The sequence below is a fragment of the Lysobacter tyrosinilyticus genome, from assembly GCF_054779815.1.
This window is the reverse complement of record NZ_BAAGXN010000003.1, coordinates 18,494-34,956: the sequence shown is the minus strand read 5'-3', so window position 1 is coordinate 34,956 and position 16,463 is coordinate 18,494. Positions and strand designations below refer to the sequence as shown.

The 16,463-nt window shown below is 61.2% G+C and carries 15 protein-coding genes; 3 read left to right on the top strand and 12 right to left on the bottom strand.

Annotated features, from left to right (window positions below; translation table 11 throughout):
• Positions 1-225: 225 nt before the first annotated feature.
• Positions 226-1,764, top strand: coding sequence for a GMC family oxidoreductase (locus tag ACYVGK_RS07205; RefSeq protein ID WP_460733431.1), 1,539 nt, complete (start codon positions 226-228; stop codon positions 1,762-1,764).
• Between the two features lie 376 nt (positions 1,765-2,140).
• On the opposite strand, the gene ACYVGK_RS07200 is transcribed toward ACYVGK_RS07205, so the two are convergent.
• Positions 2,141-2,392, bottom strand: coding sequence for a hypothetical protein (locus ACYVGK_RS07200; protein ID WP_460732676.1), 252 nt, complete (start codon positions 2,390-2,392; stop codon positions 2,141-2,143).
• A 412-nt stretch (positions 2,393-2,804) separates the two neighbouring features.
• Here ACYVGK_RS07200 and ACYVGK_RS07195 point away from each other — a divergent pair, with 412 nt between their 5' ends.
• Complete coding sequence (locus tag ACYVGK_RS07195) at positions 2,805-3,383, top strand: peroxiredoxin (RefSeq protein WP_460732675.1); 579 nt, start codon at positions 2,805-2,807, stop codon at positions 3,381-3,383.
• A gap of 108 nt (positions 3,384-3,491) precedes the next feature.
• On the opposite strand, the gene ACYVGK_RS07190 is transcribed toward ACYVGK_RS07195, so the two are convergent.
• The 8 genes from ACYVGK_RS07190 to ACYVGK_RS07155 form a co-directional block, all read right to left on the bottom strand.
• Entirely contained in the window at positions 3,492-4,400 is a 909-nt protein-coding gene (locus tag ACYVGK_RS07190) for a hypothetical protein (RefSeq protein ID WP_460732674.1), read from the bottom strand.
• Positions 4,401-4,417: 17 nt separating this feature from the next.
• Positions 4,418-5,905, bottom strand: a complete 1,488-nt coding sequence (locus ACYVGK_RS07185; RefSeq protein WP_460732672.1) for an aldehyde dehydrogenase family protein — start codon at positions 5,903-5,905, stop codon at positions 4,418-4,420.
• Entirely contained in the window at positions 5,902-7,398 is a 1,497-nt protein-coding gene (locus tag ACYVGK_RS07180) for an aspartate aminotransferase family protein (protein ID WP_460732670.1), read from the bottom strand. Before ACYVGK_RS07180 ends, ACYVGK_RS07185 begins: the two co-directional genes overlap by 4 nt.
• A complete protein-coding gene (locus tag ACYVGK_RS07175; protein ID WP_460732668.1) occupies positions 7,395-8,327 on the bottom strand; it encodes an iron-containing redox enzyme family protein in 933 nt (310 codons plus the stop codon). The genes ACYVGK_RS07180 and ACYVGK_RS07175 overlap by 4 nt, the downstream gene beginning before the upstream one ends.
• Positions 8,328-8,401: 74 nt before the next feature.
• Positions 8,402-9,424 (bottom strand): thiaminase II/PqqC family protein, encoded by a 1,023-nt coding sequence (locus ACYVGK_RS07170; protein ID WP_460732666.1) that lies wholly within the window; start codon positions 9,422-9,424, stop codon positions 8,402-8,404.
• A gap of 92 nt (positions 9,425-9,516) precedes the next feature.
• Positions 9,517-9,711 (bottom strand): hypothetical protein, encoded by a 195-nt coding sequence (locus tag ACYVGK_RS07165; RefSeq protein ID WP_460732664.1) that lies wholly within the window; start codon positions 9,709-9,711, stop codon positions 9,517-9,519.
• Positions 9,712-10,040: 329 nt separating this feature from the next.
• The gene (locus ACYVGK_RS07160; protein WP_460732662.1) at positions 10,041-10,445 is read right to left on the bottom strand and encodes a response regulator; all 405 of its coding nucleotides are present in this window, start codon (positions 10,443-10,445) and stop codon (positions 10,041-10,043) included.
• A 234-nt stretch (positions 10,446-10,679) separates the two neighbouring features.
• Positions 10,680-10,865 carry a DUF3653 domain-containing protein gene (locus ACYVGK_RS07155; protein WP_460732660.1) on the bottom strand — a complete coding sequence of 62 codons (186 nt, stop codon included), beginning with the start codon at positions 10,863-10,865 and terminating at the stop codon, positions 10,680-10,682.
• A 407-nt stretch (positions 10,866-11,272) separates the two neighbouring features.
• Between ACYVGK_RS07155 and ACYVGK_RS07150 the strand changes: the two genes are divergently transcribed.
• A complete protein-coding gene (locus ACYVGK_RS07150) occupies positions 11,273-12,013 on the top strand; it encodes a 4'-phosphopantetheinyl transferase family protein (protein WP_460732659.1) in 741 nt (246 codons plus the stop codon).
• Positions 12,014-12,037: 24 nt separating this feature from the next.
• Here ACYVGK_RS07150 and ACYVGK_RS07145 read toward each other — a convergent pair whose 3' ends face one another.
• The 3 genes from ACYVGK_RS07145 to ACYVGK_RS07135 all read right to left on the bottom strand — a co-directional run bounded on the left by ACYVGK_RS07145 (position 12,038) and on the right by ACYVGK_RS07135 (position 16,404).
• Positions 12,038-13,036: a TauD/TfdA family dioxygenase gene (locus ACYVGK_RS07145; protein WP_460732657.1), complete on the bottom strand. Its 999-nt coding sequence runs from the start codon at positions 13,034-13,036 to the stop codon at positions 12,038-12,040.
• A gap of 84 nt (positions 13,037-13,120) precedes the next feature.
• On the bottom strand, positions 13,121-15,346 hold the full coding sequence (locus ACYVGK_RS07140; RefSeq protein ID WP_460732656.1) for a DUF5916 domain-containing protein: 2,226 nt from the start codon (positions 15,344-15,346) through the stop codon (positions 13,121-13,123).
• Positions 15,347-15,444: 98 nt separating this feature from the next.
• On the bottom strand, positions 15,445-16,404 hold the full coding sequence (locus ACYVGK_RS07135; protein WP_460732654.1) for a TauD/TfdA family dioxygenase: 960 nt from the start codon (positions 16,402-16,404) through the stop codon (positions 15,445-15,447).
• Positions 16,405-16,463 lie beyond the last annotated feature (59 nt).

Genomic DNA, 16,463 nt, shown 5'->3' with positions numbered 1-16,463 from the left:
CAGGGCATAGAGATGCTGCGTTGAGCCCGGTGTCATTTAGAGCGGCCGCTGTAAAACCACACAAGGACAGGGGATATGGAATTCCGTGAGGAAGAACAAAAGCAGCTCGACCGTTTGACATTGGCCGCCCATCTGGGTGCAATTGATCGCCGCAGTTTTCTGAAGACTTTGCTTGCCGCGGGTGTCTCCGCAGTCTTCGCTGCCGAGCTAGCGGATCAGGCGGCGATGGCGGCCGAAAATCAGCGTGCGCGTCGCGCTCATTTGCTCGCCAGTTACGACTACATCGTGGTTGGCGCAGGTGCCGCTGGCTGTGTGCTGGCGAACCGGCTCTCCGCCAATCCCGCCGTGAATGTTCTGCTGCTGGAACCCGGATCGGCCAATCTGGATCAGCCGAAATTGTACGACCCGACGTTGTGGCCACTGAATTTGGGCAGCGAAACGGACTGGGCATACGTCAGCGCGCCGCAGGCCGGCTTGAACGGCAGAGAACTGCCGCTTGCGGCAGGCCGCGTGATTGGCGGTTCGGCCAGCATCAATGGATGCGCTTGGGTGCGTGGCGACGCCCGCGATTATCTCGCCTGGGAGCGGGCGGCGGGCCCGGAGTGGGGCGCATTGCGGATGTTTTCGAATTTTCGCCGGGTCGAATCGTATTCCGGTGCGCCCGATCCACGCCGCGGTCGCAATGGGCCGATTGCGACCACAACGCTCGCAGCCGACCACCCGTTGACCCGACCATTGATCGAAGCAGGACGTGAGTTCGGTTTGGGCGAAGTCGCGTTCAATGGCGCCCCTCTGATCGATGGTGTCGGCTCGAGCGATGTGAATATCCATGATGGCCGTCGATCTGGCCCCGCACAGGGTTATCTGCTTCCGGTATTGTCGCGCCCGAATCTGACCTTGTTGACCGGGGTCGAGGTGTTGTCGCTGATCATCGAAGGCGGGGTTTGCCGCGGCGTGAATGCCGTCGCCGGGAACGCGCCAGTGAGATTCCGCGCCGATGCTGAAGTCGTGGTGTCGGCCGGGACGCTTCGCAGCCCGAAGATCCTGCTCCATTCGGGCGTCGGACCGGCCGACGATCTGCGTGCGCTCGGCATTGCGGTGCATGCCGACTCGCCTCGTGTCGGTCGCAATTTGCAGGATGGTGTGTCGGTCACCGGTGTCGAATTCCAGACCCGACAATCGCTTGCCCCCCCAGTCGGCAATGGGCTGGGTTGCTTCTATTACGCGCGGACCAACCCTGCCGGGGAAGGGCCTAATCTCCAGATCATCAGCACTCAGTTCGGGACGGGAAGTGATCCAAGCGCATCCTTCCTGCTGATTCCGTCCCTGATCAAACCGCACAGTCGCGGCCAACTCCGACTGACAAGCGCCGATCCGCGTTCGCCGGCAAGGATTGATCCGCGTTGTTTGTCGGCACCCGAGGATCTGGAAGCTCTGTCCAGAGGCTTGGAGCTGGCCACCGAAATCGGTTTGTCGCGGCGATTGTCGTCGATCACGACCGGAGTTGCGTTTCCGGGCCGTCTTTCGCGCGAGCAGCGCATCGCCTATATCCGCAACGCGGCGTTTACTTCCGATCACCCGAGTTCGACCTGCGCGATGGGGTCCGATCATCGCAGCGCACTCGATCCCAAGCTGCGAGTGCGTGGTGTACGCGGCTTGCGGGTGGTCGACGCATCGGCGATGCCGGAACTGCCGGCAAGCAATATCCACGCACCGACGCTGATGCTTGCTGAAAATGCGGCGCGACTGATGGGCTTCGGCTGAACCCAACTACCCAACTAGTTGTCCGCTGCTGCCGCTGCCCGGATACCTTCGGGCAGCGGTGTTGGCCGACCGCTGGTGATATCGATCCACACCAGGACAGATGCGGGCCTATGGGTCCAGTTGTTCCGAAAATTCGGCTGTGGCGATACAGCCACCGATCTAGCAAATCGGGGCTGATCCAGTCGCGATCCAATTGCGCACGGACGCGGCGGTGCCGCCGTCAGCCCGCAAGCGCGGCAGCCGGTCGGGCGCGCGGCCTGCGAAGGGCACGCGCTCGCGCACTACGGAAGCTTAGTCATGCCCGTGGAGCCGTCCTGCCCCGGTAAGATCGCAGCGGACGTGTGCACATTATCGGAACGAGGCGATGGACCACCCCCTACTTGCCGCCATTGACCGGATGCGAGCCGCCAAGGACGCCTACGAAGACGCCTGCCGAAATGCTTGGCCGGTCCTGCTGGCGGCGCATCCCCAGATTCGGAATGTACTCAAGGAATGGGACATGGACGAAACGCTCGCTGCGAAATGGTTCTGCACGGCCCACTTCGACGATGGCCGGAAGACGGCGCAGGAACTGTTTGCTGAAGTGCGTGGTGAGGAAGTATTCGCCCGCATCAATCAGATTGCGCACGGCGTGTACCGGTAACCGCCATTACCTCGCGGCGTCTTCACCCCAGCCCATCTAGGTTTGGTTGCGCTGGAGGGCCAATGCCGCCAGCCACTGCCGTTGAGCACGAGACTGGGACGATGGGCAATGAGCGGTGCATCGCGTACACCGTGCGACCTGCTAGTCGAGGATGACGTGCGACCTGCTAGTCGAGGATGAGATTGCCCTGGCGCAGATGGTGGAAGACGCCTTAGTTGATGCGGGTTACGGCGTAGCGCGTGCATCGCGTGTGACGGATGCATTGGAGATCATCCAGGCAGGGCCCATTCCAAGGCGTTAAAATTAGTCGAGCGTCCTACAGCTGCCTGGCCGTATAGGCTCCGAGGCCTTAAATCGGCGTCTATGCAATCGCTCCCAATTTCGGAGGCAATGGATCATGCCCATCATCAACGACCTCCTAAGCCTCCCTGACAATCTTCCGGTGCCGATAGACGACGGTGCCTGTGATCACCTGGAGGGCATGCGCTTTCCCAGCCTCGCCCTGCCTGCGACAGACGGTACCAGCATTGATCTGTCGGTAATGCCAGGGCTGAGCGTGGTGTTCGTCTATCCGAGGACAGGGCAACCGGGGATTCCGCCGCTGATTCCCAACTGGAATGAAGTGCCAGGTGCGCGTGGCTGCACGCCGCAGACGTGCGGATATCGAGACCTGGCAGACGAGTACGCGGCCATGGGATGCAGGATCTTTGGGCTCAGCACCCAGACCACCGAATATCAACGCGAACTGGTCGCCAGACTAGGCCTCCCGTTCCCGGTACTCAGCGATGCCAAGCTCGAACTGGTGCGTACGCTGTCGTTGCCTACGTTCGACGCAGCCGGGGAGGCGCTAATCAAACGCATGGCCTGGATCATTGAGGACGGTCGCATCGTGAAGCTGTGGTACCCCGTTTTTCCGCCTGACGAAAACGCCGCGCAGGTGCTGAACTGGCTGAGAGAGCACCACGGGCGCAGCTGATTAGAGGAGATCCTTGTCACTCCGCAGGGGCTGCTAGCGAAAAGCAGATCCCTCTCGCTGCGCTCGGACTTATGGGTAAAAGCGAGTTGGTGCAGCGTTACGAGGCGATTACGCCTCCACGATCAGCGACAGCTCGTCGAAGATCGCGCGAAACGCGGCAGCGGCTCCGCGGGCACCGCGCATCGCCGAACGAATGCCCTCGTCATCCGGGCATCCGCGCGTGCGCACAAGCCGTTCGAGCGCAATTTCTGCGTGCCCCAGTTTGTAGTCGAGTCGCGCATGCTGGCATACCGACTCAAAAGCGGGCGCTGCGAAGGGGTACAACTTTGCGAAATACTCAAACTGGCGAATAAGTTGTTCTTCGCCGCGAATGGTCGACGGAGTGTGGAAGATCGCGTAACAGCCCAGGTACGCCATGGTGTCCGAGGAAATGTCGACCATGTAATCGATCAGGCGTTGCGTGGAATCAAGCGGGCCATGCACCACTGCGCCATCGCGTGCGAGTCCACATTTGGCGAAGCCGTGGAGCAGGATCGCCGCGTGACCGAACTCTTCGCGGTAGTGCCGATCGAGCAAGTCGCGTGCGTCTGGATCATTGCAGCGCTTCACCGCGATGAGATTGTGGCGGTCTGCGCCGACGGTGCGATGATAGAGCTGGGCCAGGAACTGCATGACCTGCGTCTGGGATGCTTCACCCCGATGAAACGCATCCCAAAATGGCGAACGGAAGATGTCCTCCACCCAGGAGTCGCAGATGGCGAAGAGTCTGGCCAGAAAGGTATCGGCTGTCCGTGGGCTTGGATCCAGCGTCACCAACAGATCTTCCGCGGCGAGCGTCTCCAAGACTCTCGTGTGCGGCGATGACATAGCTTCGCTCTGTAATACGCCACGCTCCAGGGCGGCAAGCAGGGCGGGCAACGTCGGCAGCTGCGGGCCGCTCAGGTCGATGACACACCCCGGCGCTTCCAAGCGCAACCGGTTGTTTGCGTGAGCCCACCGCACATGCGGTGAGAGCATCAGTACCGCCGTCCCGCTCACAAAGCGTTTCCAGTCCCCATGCGAGGAAGCGACATGCCAGAAACTCGGACGTTGATCGTCTTGATCTCTGTGTACTGCTCCAAGCTCCACCTTCCTCCGACACGGCCGATGCCGCTCTCACGGCGTCCTCCGAACGGTGCGCGGATGTCCCGGATCACCGGCGCGTTTACCCCTACGACGCCGCATCTGAGGTGGCGTGCCAAGGCGAGACCGCGAGAACTGTCTGCAGACCAGACGGTGGCCGACAGTCCGTAGTTCGTGTCGTTCGCGAGGGCTACGGCTTCTGCGTCGTCGCGGAAGGAGAATACTGCCGCTACTGGCCCGAAGACTTCCTCTTGTGCAATTTCCATCCCAGCCTGCACGTCGGTCAGCACGACGGGGGTCATGTAGTGGCCTAGAGGAAGTGAGGCAGGTCGATGCCCACCGCAGACCACGGTCGCGCCTTCGCCAACGGCGCGTTCAACGGTGGCAAGCACGTTCTGCAAGTGCGCGCCGTCGATCAGGGGCCCCATCTCGGTGTGCGGATCGCGCGGATCACCCACGCGAATCGCGCGCACTCGCTCGGCAAAGCGATTGAGGAAATCGTGCTGAAGACTCTCGTGAATCAGGATGCGCGAACCCGCCGTGCAGACCTCGCCGTTGCTCGAGAACGCCGACAGCAAGGCGCCATCGATTGCAGCGTCGAGATCGGCATCTGCAAGTACGATCGTGGGCGACTTCCCGCCCAGTTCGAAAATATTGCGCCGATGGATCGGGGCCCACTTCGAAATGGTCTTGGCGGTTTCCGTGCCGCCCACAAAGCACAGGCCATCCACGCCTCCGGCAAGCGCCAGCGCTTCTCCTGTGGGTTGCCCGCGGCCATGGATCACATTGATCACGCCAGGCGGAAACTCGGCTGCCGCGAACAGTTTGGCAAGCAGCGCCAAAGTCACTGGGGCGCGCTCAGAACTCTTCAGAACCACCGTATTGCCTACGGCGAGGGCAGCGGCCACGTTCATTGTCGCCACCGCCAGGGGCGCATTCCATGGGGCGAGCACGGCTATCACGCCCAGGGGTTCGCGCTGTACGAGATGAAAGTAAGCCCCGTCCATGGGGATGCATTCCCCGGACATCCGCACTGCTTCGTCGGCGAAGAAGCGCAGGTGCGCGATGGCTCGCGGGAGATGTCCCTGCGAGGTCATCTTCAAGGTCATGCCGGTGTCGGCCGACTCCGCCTGCGCGAAGGCGTCGAGATTTTCTTCGAGAAGATCGGCAACGAGCTGGAGCTTGGATGCCCTCGCTTGCACCGGGAGCATCGACCAGCTTCCATCATCGAAGGCGCGACGTGCTGCAGCCACGGCCTTGGCTACTACTCCGGCGTCGGCCTCGGGTGCGAGTGCCAGCAGTCTCTCGGTGGAGGGATCGTAGGATGGAATCTCGTTGGCCCGGCTCGGGCAATCAAGCACTCCGTCCACGAGTTGAACAAGATGACCGTTCGAGCTCACGGTGCGCCCCCATCGTTTTCCGCCTCTTGCAACTGGCCCACGGGGGCAGAGCAACCCGCAACCAGCCGGAAACGGCTTGGGCAGGTTGGATCGGGGCATGTCTCTCCGCAGTGCCCGGACAACACGGATGTGGGCAATTTCGCGGGTGCACGGAAGGAGGGAAGCTCGCGCACATGAGCGAAGGCTCTTTCAAAGCCCTGAATCGTCTCGTCGATAAGATGCGCGTCGTGCGCGGCCGATAACCACCCGTGACTCATATGGCAGTCGACGCCCTCCAGTAATAGCGTGCGGCGCAAGGTGGCATAGTCCGACGAGCGTTCGCGCGCCAAACGCACGACAGCGGGACCGGGAGAGATCGGGTCTCCTGCGTCCAGCGCACCGATCAGCAGATGAAAGATGGAACTTTGGTGAGTCGCACGAACGTCTATGTCCGCAGCGTGGGCGGCAGCGTTGATCCCTGCAACCAGGTTGCAAGTGGCAGCCTCGGCTTTGGCTTGTGCTGTTCCATCGGCAACGAGATCGAGCGTGACAAGCGCCGCGGCGGCACTGAGCGGGAATCCGTTGAAGGTGCCTGCATGCACTACATGAGCGGGCTCGTTCGTTGCGGAAAGCCCGCCCGAAATGACCGAAAGAACATCCTTCCGGCCGCCAATGAGACCGCCGGGCATGCCGCCAGCCGCAATCTTGGCCAGCACCGTAATATCCGGACGCACATCGGCAAGTGCTTGGACGCCGCCAGGTGCATAACGAAAGCCGCTGATCACCTCATCGAAGATCAGCAACGCGCCATGGAGATCCGCGATGCGTCGAAGCGATGCGAGGTACTCCGGAGACCACGACAGAGAACCGGCACTGCCTCCACCCGGTTCGAGAATGATCGCGGCTACGTCGCCTTCGCGGAGCTCATCCAGCACGGCTCCGGTATCCAACGGCGGTACGACGGCGACATGTTGATCGACACCGGGATTCAATCCGCCTTGCTTGCTCGGCAGCGCATGCGCCAAGGCCTCGTCGTGCCACCCGTGATAGTGGCCATCGACCCGCACGATCCGAGGGTGACCCGTCCATGCGCGGGCGACGCGCAGCGCCAGCAGTGTGGCTTCCGTACCCGACGCAGTGAAGCGAACGTACTCGCAGGAGGGCATCAATTCTCGGATGCGCTCTGCCCACGCGTACTGCAATACGTGAGCGCCCCCGAGGTGCTGCCCCAGCCGCATCTGCTTCGCGACGGCATCGACGACGGCGGGATGCGCATTGCCCAGCAGCAAAGAACCATGCCCCATCCAGAGGTCGACGTAGCGCACTCCGGACACATCCCACTTCTCGGCGCCATTGGCGCGCGCAAACACGATAGGGAAGGGCGACATGCGCCAGCTTTGGTGCGCCGCACCGCCTGCCAGGACGGGCTCGGCTGTCAGGCTTGGACCGGAAGCTCTAAGCCGCGCGGTATAAGCCGCTTCGATACTCGCCTCGATCTCGGTCTGGCACGTCACGCAGGCACTCCGGCAACCATCGGGCGGCGGAGCGAAAAGTCCCCCTGTTTCCCATACCAGTCCTGGATTCCTTCAAAGAACAGGACGAAGTTCTCGGCGACGGTCTGCATCGCCAGACTTGCCCGTCCCCGCTCCTTGGGTGTGATGCCCGCTTGGCACAGCAAGGTGAACGTCGTCTCCTCGTGGTGCAGCTCGACGTCGATGCGCGCGTGCCGGCGAAACGCATCGAACATGGGCGCCGCGAATGGATACAGGCTACTCAGCGTTCCATAGAACTCGTCCAGAGCCTTGACCGAAGGCTCGGTGATGCCTGGTTGCATCACCGCGAATGCGGCGGTGTAGGGCAATTCTCCCTCGATTGCGAGTTCCGCCAGACCATTGATCAGCGCCTGGGTGTGAGGCAGCGGCGGCGCTATCAGAATCGACGAGCGATCGAGCCCGGAGCGCGCGAGGCCTTCGAGGAAGATCGCGCCATGATCCATTTCCTGGATGTAATGTCGTGTAATCGCTTCACGCAGATGCCGCGCATGGCGTGTGTTCGCGACGCCGAGGGGCATATAGAAGTTGGCCGCATCCACGAAGTGATAGAACTCGACGCCCCATCCCAGTACTTGCGCGCGAGTGAAACGGCCGGCGAGCAAATCTTCCCAGAACGATTGATCGAAGACGGTGCGAGCCCAGAAGCGGGCTTCGCGCAGCATGGCTTGAGCGGCATCCACATCGTTTTGACTCTCTTGCGCCGCGTTTATGTCTAGAAGCACGGCATCATTTGCCAGAGCCTCCAACAGCGGCTCAAGTACTGATCCATCCACATTCTGCTTCGCTGCGATTTCGGCCAGCGATTGCGGCTCGCGCAGTCCTTTCAAGACATGGGCAAACGCCTCGGGGTCGGAAACTGGAAGCCGGTACTGGTCCTCCCGAGTCGTCATCACAAGCGTGTTCGGCTCTATGGAGACTCTGCAATGAGGCGATAGCAGTGTGCGCCGGTGCATTAGCGACATGATCAGAACTCCGCTCCGCGGTAGATCCGCGGCGATGTGAGCGGTAGAGAGGAGGGTGCGGCGTAGTGGCGGAGGATGTCGCTCGACCACATCTCCAGGGTTTCTAGCAAGCCGTAAGCGCTCTGCAGCGCCTGCTGGGCGCGATCACGCGAGATGCTGGAGAAGCAGTTGGCTGCGTTCTCCACCACGGTGTTATGGCCATAGTCCTCGTCGAGTGTCACGTGCTCGGCCATCGGCGTCACGGCTACCCGAGCTGGCGTGTCGTAGTGCTCCGCGACATGATCGAAGAAGGACCTCGCGGCGGTCCGATCTGCACCCGTGGATTCAAGGAACCCAGAGCAAGCGGCATAGCGCAGAGGATCTCGCCTGGCCGCATTGCGCATCCAGTGGAGAATTGCGCGCGTGCTCGGCAGTGGTTGTCCGACCTGCCGCTGCTCGGCGGTCACGCCCAGGACATCCAGCGTGCGGGTGAAGAAGTGGAAGTGATCCCACTCTTCGGAAAAGTGGTGGGCGAAGACGGAGCGCAGCTTTTGGTTCTCGCTGTATGCGGTTGCCATTGGCAGTCGATCGAGCACGCCTTCGATAAACCAATAGCTTTCGACCGCCCAGCCGACGAAGATGCGTCGATCCAGCGTCCCGTCGACCAAGCCTCGCCATAGCTCATGGCCGAAGAGCCGCGCCTTCCATGGCCGATACAACGACCTGCAGAGATGGGCGAACTCGGATGGCTCCATCAAGGCATCGGCACTGGGCTCACTGCTGACTACGCCAGCGGCCGAGAGATGCGTAATGACGATATTGAGGCCGTCCAATGGCACGGCGACTAGCTTGCTCACCTCGGCAAGCGGGCGCACACCGTTCAGAAGATTGAGTGCTTGCGCCAGCGGGCGCGGCGCCAAGCCGGATAGCGTGAAGATATCGTCATCGATCTCGATCTCCACACTGTGTTCATCAGCGATACGCACGATGGCGTCCGCGCGCAAGACAGGGTGATCAGATAAGGCGACGTGCGAATGCGACTGCATGAGTATCCCTTCCTTAGGAAGCCGCAGACAACATGCTCCGCTGCCCGCACAACGTGCGGGCAGGGAGGACACAAAGCGCTACGTTCGATTCTTTACTTGACGATGACGCCCAGAACCGGAATCACGCCGGGGCGGCGGTTCTTGCTTACTTGAACCGTAATCTCGGTGTTAAGCGAGGGCGCATCAGCTTCGACGACGCGTACGTTGCCAGCGGTCCCCTTCGGGACGTGAATGACTACTTCGTTCTCTTTCAAGGGCTTCCGGATGGTTTCGGCTTTCGTTTCCATAAGCTTGGACTCCTTCCTTGAGGGCACCCAGCAGTCGCAGACTGCATGTGCCCATGCAGCTGAGTGGATGAGAGGAACTACCCTTCGAGACTCTGAAGCAAGTCTCGCGTCGTATATATCGGCGGGTATCTGCTAAGTCAAGCTTGAAGAAAACGCAGAAACGTCGTGGTTTAAGGCAACTTGTATTGAAACGTTCACGCGGTGATTACGGGGCTTGTGGGTGAGGCTATCGACGGCGTGAGCGGTCTCATTCGAGATTGTCGAGCCGGCGCTGTAAGCGTCAATTCCAGTTTCGCATTTCAACTTCGGGGCGATTTGTCGGCCGTTTACTAATGGGAGGCGGATGGCTCCGTGAGTCCCAGCATCCGATCGAGCAGGGCATAGACCTGGTCGATCCGGTACGGCTTGTGCACCAGTGGGACGTCTTTGAACGCCGGAACGATCTGGTACGCCTCGGCCCCCGAAGCGAAGAAGAACGGAATGCCTTTCGCGCGCAGGCGTTCCGCCACGGGATAGACGTTGGCCTCCGCCAGCGTGATATCGAGAATTGCCGCCGCAATGGGCGTTTCAACTACGTCCAGCGCCTGCCGCAGGTTCTGCGCGTGGATCACGAGTAAACCGCGATCCAGCAACAGCACACGCAACATCGAGGCCTGCAGCGCTTCATCTTCAACCAGTAGGACCCGCGGCAATGGATCGCGCCGGCGTTCGCTTGCAGGGGTATCGGTGGCCATCCTGGCGCTCCTTGAAAGTCTTGATCACGTGGCGCTTTGAGCATCTGACGCAAGTAGTGGCGCTTTGCCCCATGAGGAACGGTTACTTGTGGTCCGGAACAAATGGCGTCGGGCTTTCTCCGGAACGCATCATCTGGCGGCGGGTCATCATGGTCCGCATCTAGAGGCGTGGTTGGCCCGCCTTCTCCAAGGTCCTGGTGACGTGGCGCCTGCGGCACTGGGGCAGTCGGTGCGTCAGCTAAGCGGCAGTTTCTTGGTGCATCCGTGAAGCGAGGGTGGTTTGTGTTGCTGTGCCTGCAGGACCAGTAGCGACCACCAACCGAGTTCGCCGGCGGCCAGATGGCGGCCTTCTGGCGTAATCAGCGTAGATCCGCGAACGATGAAGTCCTTCCAGTGCGGATGTGCCAGGTAGCGGACCACCGCGCAGCCGATTCCCAGCCGCGCACGGTGCGCTCGCTGACGTGCAGCAGATTCGCGCAGGCCTCGACGGACAGGGCGAGGGTGAGGCGGGTCTCCCGGAACCGCCACGCGGTGACCGGGAAGTGCGGCAATTTCTTCCGGGACGAGCGCCTACTCGGCACTCGTCGCACTTCGCATAATGTATATTATGTAAAATAATCCACCAGCTGACTCAAGGCGGCTTTTGCTGCCACTTCCGGTGTCTTTCCGATATCACGCCCCGTCAGACAAAGCCGGACAGCGTGGGATGCCACCGAAGGAAAGACTAAAGACTCCTGTCTCTCGCTTGCTGCTTTCAGCCGCGCCGTTTAGCCTGCGTCTCGATCCCACGCCGGCTTCAAAAGTCGCCGCTGTTGTTACGACGCCAAATGGATTGTTCGATCAGCCCCGTGGCCCAGGAATCAGAGGCGACCCATCTGCGCGGTCCTTGGCCCGATCATCTGCATTTCGCAGCGCTCCACTACGCCTACAGCGAGGAAACGCTGCGGAAGCTGGAGTGCGAAGGCATCGCGCTGCCGGATGAAATCCGCAGGGCCGTCCTCAAGCGCAGGATCGATTTCGCTGCCGGTCGTCTATGTGCCCGACAGGCGCTGCAGGCCGCAGGATGCAGTCTGCCGATCGACGTGCCAATCGATGCCAACCGGGCGCCGGTGTGGCCGGGCGGATACATAGCCTCGATTACTCATTGCGATGGATTGGCCATGGCGCTTGCAGCCTCCCGCGACGAAGTCGGGGGGCTGGGCCTGGATCTGGAGCGGCTGATTTCGTCCGAGGTTTCTAAGGAGATCCAGGCACACGTGGCGAGCCCTAGCGAAGTTGCCCTGGGGCGAATGCACGGGATGCCAATCGAAACCTGGATGACGCTGCTGTTCTCGGCGAAAGAGTCCCTATACAAGGCGTTGCACCCGAGCGTGGGCAGGTTCTTCGACTTCTCGGAGGCGGAAGCGGACGATCTCGACGTCGATGCGGGTGCCTTGCACCTTCGACTGCTGACCGCGTTGTCGTCCGAATGCAGGGAAGGGATGCGCTACAGGATTAGCTTCCAATTTCCGGAAGGCAGGGTACTTACCTGCTGCGTGGTTCCCACCCTGCCCCGGCCGACACCCTGATCTGGCTTCAGGGGCTGCCGCCGATCAGCCCGCCGCTCTCAGCGCTTCGCTCGCATCCGCGCCCTGACTGGAATGCGGATCGAGCAGACTGGCTACGACCTTGCGACTACCGGTAAACGGCTTGCGCCCGTGTGCCATCTGCATGTTGTCCAGGAGCATGACGTCACCGACTTGCCACGAAAAACGGATTTCGGAGGACTTGAATGCCTGGCGAACCGCTTCCAGATCCTCGGCGGCGATTTCGCTTCCGTCGCCATAGAACGAATTCCGCGGCACCCGGTCGCCGTACATGTTGCGCAGCGACTTCGCGACTTCCGCATGAAGATTGGAAACGTGGAACAGGTGGGCCTGATTGAAGAACACGCGCTCACCGGTAACCGGATGGGTCGCGATGCCATGGTTGATCTGCGACGTCCGCAGCGTGTTTTCATCCAGCCATTCGTGTTCGATGCCGTTGCGTTCGCAGAACGCCGCGACTTCGCCCCGGTCCGACGTCTGGAAAACCACTTCCCACGGAATGTCGATGTACGGACGGTAGTGGCGGGTGTAGCGCACGCCCAGCCGCTCGAAGCGCTCGAGCACATCCGCACCAACGGCCGCCGTTACCCGGCGCATGTCGGCGATGTGAGTCTCACCACCGGTTTCCGGGGCAATCAGGCAACAAAAGGCGATCTTCAGCGGCCAGGCACGCTGGTACGCGTTTTCGCAGTGCAGGGCGATTTCCTGATCCGGCGGATATTCGGTCGCGGTAAAAACGCCCTTCCCCACCGCCGTTCGCGGCGTCGAGCGGTAGGTGTATTCAAGGGAACGAGGCGAAATGGTGGTGTTGAAGCGTTCGAAGTCCTCGACGCGAGTCACGTCGAAGCCACGAAAGAGCAATGCGCCGTGCGTCAGCAGGCGATCCTCTAGCAGCTTGGCATTTCGCTCCACAAACGAAGCAAGATCGCGGTCGCTGGACGTGGGCTGAAACATCTGGGGACCGCGGTGCTCCGGGAGCAGCGTGGTTTCCGTGAAAGTCTGCATGGATTCGTTCCTTTGAAATTTGGCACCGCATGCGACTACATGCGGCGCGAATGCCAGAGCTGTCGTGCCCTACCCCAACAACGATCAGAATCTGTAGCGGATCTTGGCGAGCAACTGATCGGAATCGCGCAGATCCAGTGCTTCGTCGAGCATGTCGATCGTATCGATACGGTCGCGGTTCTGCCGGAGCTCGCCGCCACGCGAATACGCCAGGAAAATATCGGACTGCGGGCCGAGCAGATAGCGATAACGCAGCTGCAGGCCAAAGCTGTTCACGTCGAAATCCGGTCGCGGCATACCTGTCGCCAACATGCGACCCGATGCATCCAACTGATAAGCCCTGCCGTCGGTCGCGCGCATCGAAACCCACTCCGACTTCAGGCGAAGTTCGTGCTTCAGGCTGGGGAACCAGCTGATGTTGGTCTGGATGAAGTCGCCCCGGCGCTGGTAACGACCGAAGTTCGTTCCACCTTCCCAGATCAGCCAGTCGGTGGTGTGATCCGGACCGAGCTGGAAGGACATGTTGAAGTCGTCGCTCGGATACCAGTTGGCGGAGAGCTCCAGCTCCTGTCCAGGCTTGGCAGAAAGACCCAGAGCCGCCGCGGTCAAGCCAGCGCTGTAGGTCCAATTGCCATAGCGGCGACTGATGAATTCGAATTCGCTGCGCGTACGCTGCGATTTCCACCAAAGACCGTTGCCGCGGGAAATCAGATCCTCCCAGCCGCGGGTGAAGAAGGTGGCGTTCGCATTGAAGCGATTACCGTTGCGGAAATTGTAGTTGTTGACGAACGCGATCGCGGTCGGCAGGCGATCGCCGCGATCATTTGAACGCGCCTGCAACTGCAACAACCAGCGTGTGCTGCGAAGGATCGAGTCCTCATTCTTGACACGGTGGGTATAGGCCGCCGAACTCTTGAACTCGTTGAGGCTGGTACGCCGCTGGTAGCCGAAATCGTTGAAGTTCAGGAACCGTCCGAAGTGGGTCGTTTCGAACCGGTAGTTCCAGACGTTCGACGGCGTCCAATTGACGCGCACCCAAGCCCCGGTGTCGTCGGTGCTCGTACCGGCGCGATCGATCGAACTGCCTAAGACCTGGCCATTGACGACCACGGCGTCGTTCGGCCGCCACAGCATGTCCACCTGTTGGACAAGCGCGGTGCGATCCAGGAACGGACGATCCACGTAGGTCCCGAGCCAACCGATGTTCAAGCGGTCGCTCACGGGATAGAGCAGACGCGTGGCGTAGAAGTCGCGGCCCGAGTCGCCGCCCTCGGAGGCCGCCAGTAGCCCGTACGTGAGTCGATCCAGCGATCCGTTGAGCTTCAACGCCGCCTTGATATCGGCCACTCCAGATCCGTCGTCTGACTCGGCGCCGATGCGTCGGGTGTTGATCAGGCGACTGTTGTCCGCCGTGCCGACATCGAACAGGCTCTGGTTCTCGGTGAAGAACGGACGCCGGTCGCTGAAGAAGGTCTCGATCGCGTCGAAGTTGATGACGAGATCGTCGGCCTCGACCTGACCGAAGTCGGGATTGACTGTTGCGCTCAACTGGAAGTTGGGCGATGGCTTCCAGAACACGTCCATACCCGTCTTGAACTTGGTATGGCCGTCGATCATGTCGTGATTGGCCGTCAGGTACGGCCAGTAATGGAACAGCGCCTTTCGGTACTGCGGAATCTCGACCTTCTCGAACCCTGACAGGTAACGTCCGCGTTCCGTCGAAACCGCCGGAAACGCCATGCGCTCCCCGCTGCCACCGAGTTGGCGGCTGAAGTACACATTGACTGCGCGAGTCGGGGTATCCGTACCCCGCATCGGTGCCACGGTCCACGGGATCAGCATTTCGACCTGCCAACCCTCTTCGGTTTCGCTTACCGCCCAGCTCCAGTCCGTATCCCAGTCGTAGTTGACGACGTTCTCGTTCGAGACCACACCATCAAGGATCGAGCCGGACAGTCCGACGGTGAAGCTGTATCCGGCATTGCTGTCGCCATCGAAATCGATGATGAAGTTGACGCTGTCGGCCGGATCCTCCTGATCGCGCTCCAGCCGCGGCTTCACGCGCTGGATGTCATGCGCCTGCTGCAGGACGAAGCTGACGACGATCCCCTCGGGAGTCGACAACATGCGCGCCTGGGTGCCCGTACCCGGGTCCGGCGGAGTCATCCGATAGGGTTCGGTGATCTTGAAGTCGTCATACAGCGTGGCTTGCGCCCAGTCCGGCTCATCCACCCTGCCATCCACGACGATGGCGGCAAAAGCAGGCTGACAAACGCCGGCGAAGAGGATCGCCGCAATGCTGACACTCAAGCGGGAAAGCGACTGCGCACTCATTACATGCCTTTATGGAAATCGCAAGCGAACGCACGCCCAGCCGCGCCGCAACGCGGTGGGCGCAATTCCGAAAATCAGTTGGCGGAGAGATAGGCCAGCGTCTTGCGCTCGCCCTTGAACGGCTCCCGGCCATGCATCATCAGCAGGTTGTCGATCATCAGCAGATCGCCTCGCTGCCAGTCGAACAGGAGCTTGTTGTCGTCGAGAGCACGACGAACCGTCGCCATCTCCTCATCCGTGAGCGGCTCGCCGTCGCCGTATTCGCATTCGTGGGGCAGATTTCCCTTGCCCACCATCTTTTCGAACATCCCGCGCATGGCCGGATTCATGGCCGACGGATGCCACTGTTCGGCCTGGTTGAACCACACTTCCTCACCCGTCTGCGGATGACTCGTGAATGCATCGCACACGGTGGATACGCGCAGTCCGCCCTTGGCCGTCCACTCGCAAGTGGAGCCCTGCCCCGCCACGATCGCCTCCACATCCGCACGGTTCTCGGTCTGGTACGTCGCCTGCCAGCTCTTGCCCAGCGGGATGTCCGGCTGGAAATTGCGGATGTACTTGATCTTCTTGTCGCGCAGCTTGCGCACGGTTTCTTCGGGGACCGCGCGAAGCACGTCGACGCTGTGCGCGAGCGAGGTCTGGCCACCGGAAGACGCCGGAATCAGGCTGAAGAAGAAGAGCCTGGTCGGCCAGCTCGGGAGGTAGGACATCTCGTTGTGCAACGAAATCGTTTCGGTCGCCGGGTATTCGGTCGACGTGTACACGTCGGGCGAAACACGCGTGCGCGGCGAATTGCCTCCCACGTAATCGAAGCTTCGCGCACCCAGACGCTCTGAGCATGCACGGAAGTCTTCGGCGCTCCCGAGTTCGAAGCCACGGAACAGGATGCCGCCATGGCGCAACAGCTGCTGTTGCAGCAGCTCCCGATTGTCTTGCAGGTACTGTCCGAGTGTCTCCAGACTCGCTCCTGCAGCGGGAGTGATGACGATGGGATGGTGTTCCTTCGGGGAGAACAACGGGTTCACTTTCATACGGATTCCTTGTGAATGATGTCCGGACACACGCCGCCGTACGCTGCGGCATCCGTCGC

Bases quoted from the DNA above. Each gene is read 5' to 3' on its own strand.
- ACYVGK_RS07190 (WP_460732674.1), bottom strand. From the start codon at position 4,400: ATGCTCTCACCGCATGTGCGGTGGGCTCACGCAAACAACCGGTTGCGC.
- ACYVGK_RS07195 (WP_460732675.1), top strand. From the start codon at position 2,805: ATGCCCATCATCAACGACCTCCTAAGCCTCCCTGACAATCTTCCGGTG.
- ACYVGK_RS07205 (WP_460733431.1), top strand. From the start codon at position 226: ATGGCGGCCGAAAATCAGCGTGCGCGTCGCGCTCATTTGCTCGCCAGT.
- ACYVGK_RS07165 (WP_460732664.1), bottom strand. From the start codon at position 9,711: ATGGAAACGAAAGCCGAAACCATCCGGAAGCCCTTGAAAGAGAACGAA.
- ACYVGK_RS07160 (WP_460732662.1), bottom strand. From the start codon at position 10,445: ATGGCCACCGATACCCCTGCAAGCGAACGCCGGCGCGATCCATTGCCG.
- ACYVGK_RS07170 (WP_460732666.1), bottom strand. From the start codon at position 9,424: ATGCAGTCGCATTCGCACGTCGCCTTATCTGATCACCCTGTCTTGCGC.
- ACYVGK_RS07175 (WP_460732668.1), bottom strand. From the start codon at position 8,327: ATGACGACTCGGGAGGACCAGTACCGGCTTCCAGTTTCCGACCCCGAG.
- ACYVGK_RS07150 (WP_460732659.1), top strand. From the start codon at position 11,273: ATGGATTGTTCGATCAGCCCCGTGGCCCAGGAATCAGAGGCGACCCAT.
- ACYVGK_RS07145 (WP_460732657.1), bottom strand. From the start codon at position 13,036: ATGCAGACTTTCACGGAAACCACGCTGCTCCCGGAGCACCGCGGTCCC.
- ACYVGK_RS07135 (WP_460732654.1), bottom strand. From the start codon at position 16,404: ATGAAAGTGAACCCGTTGTTCTCCCCGAAGGAACACCATCCCATCGTC.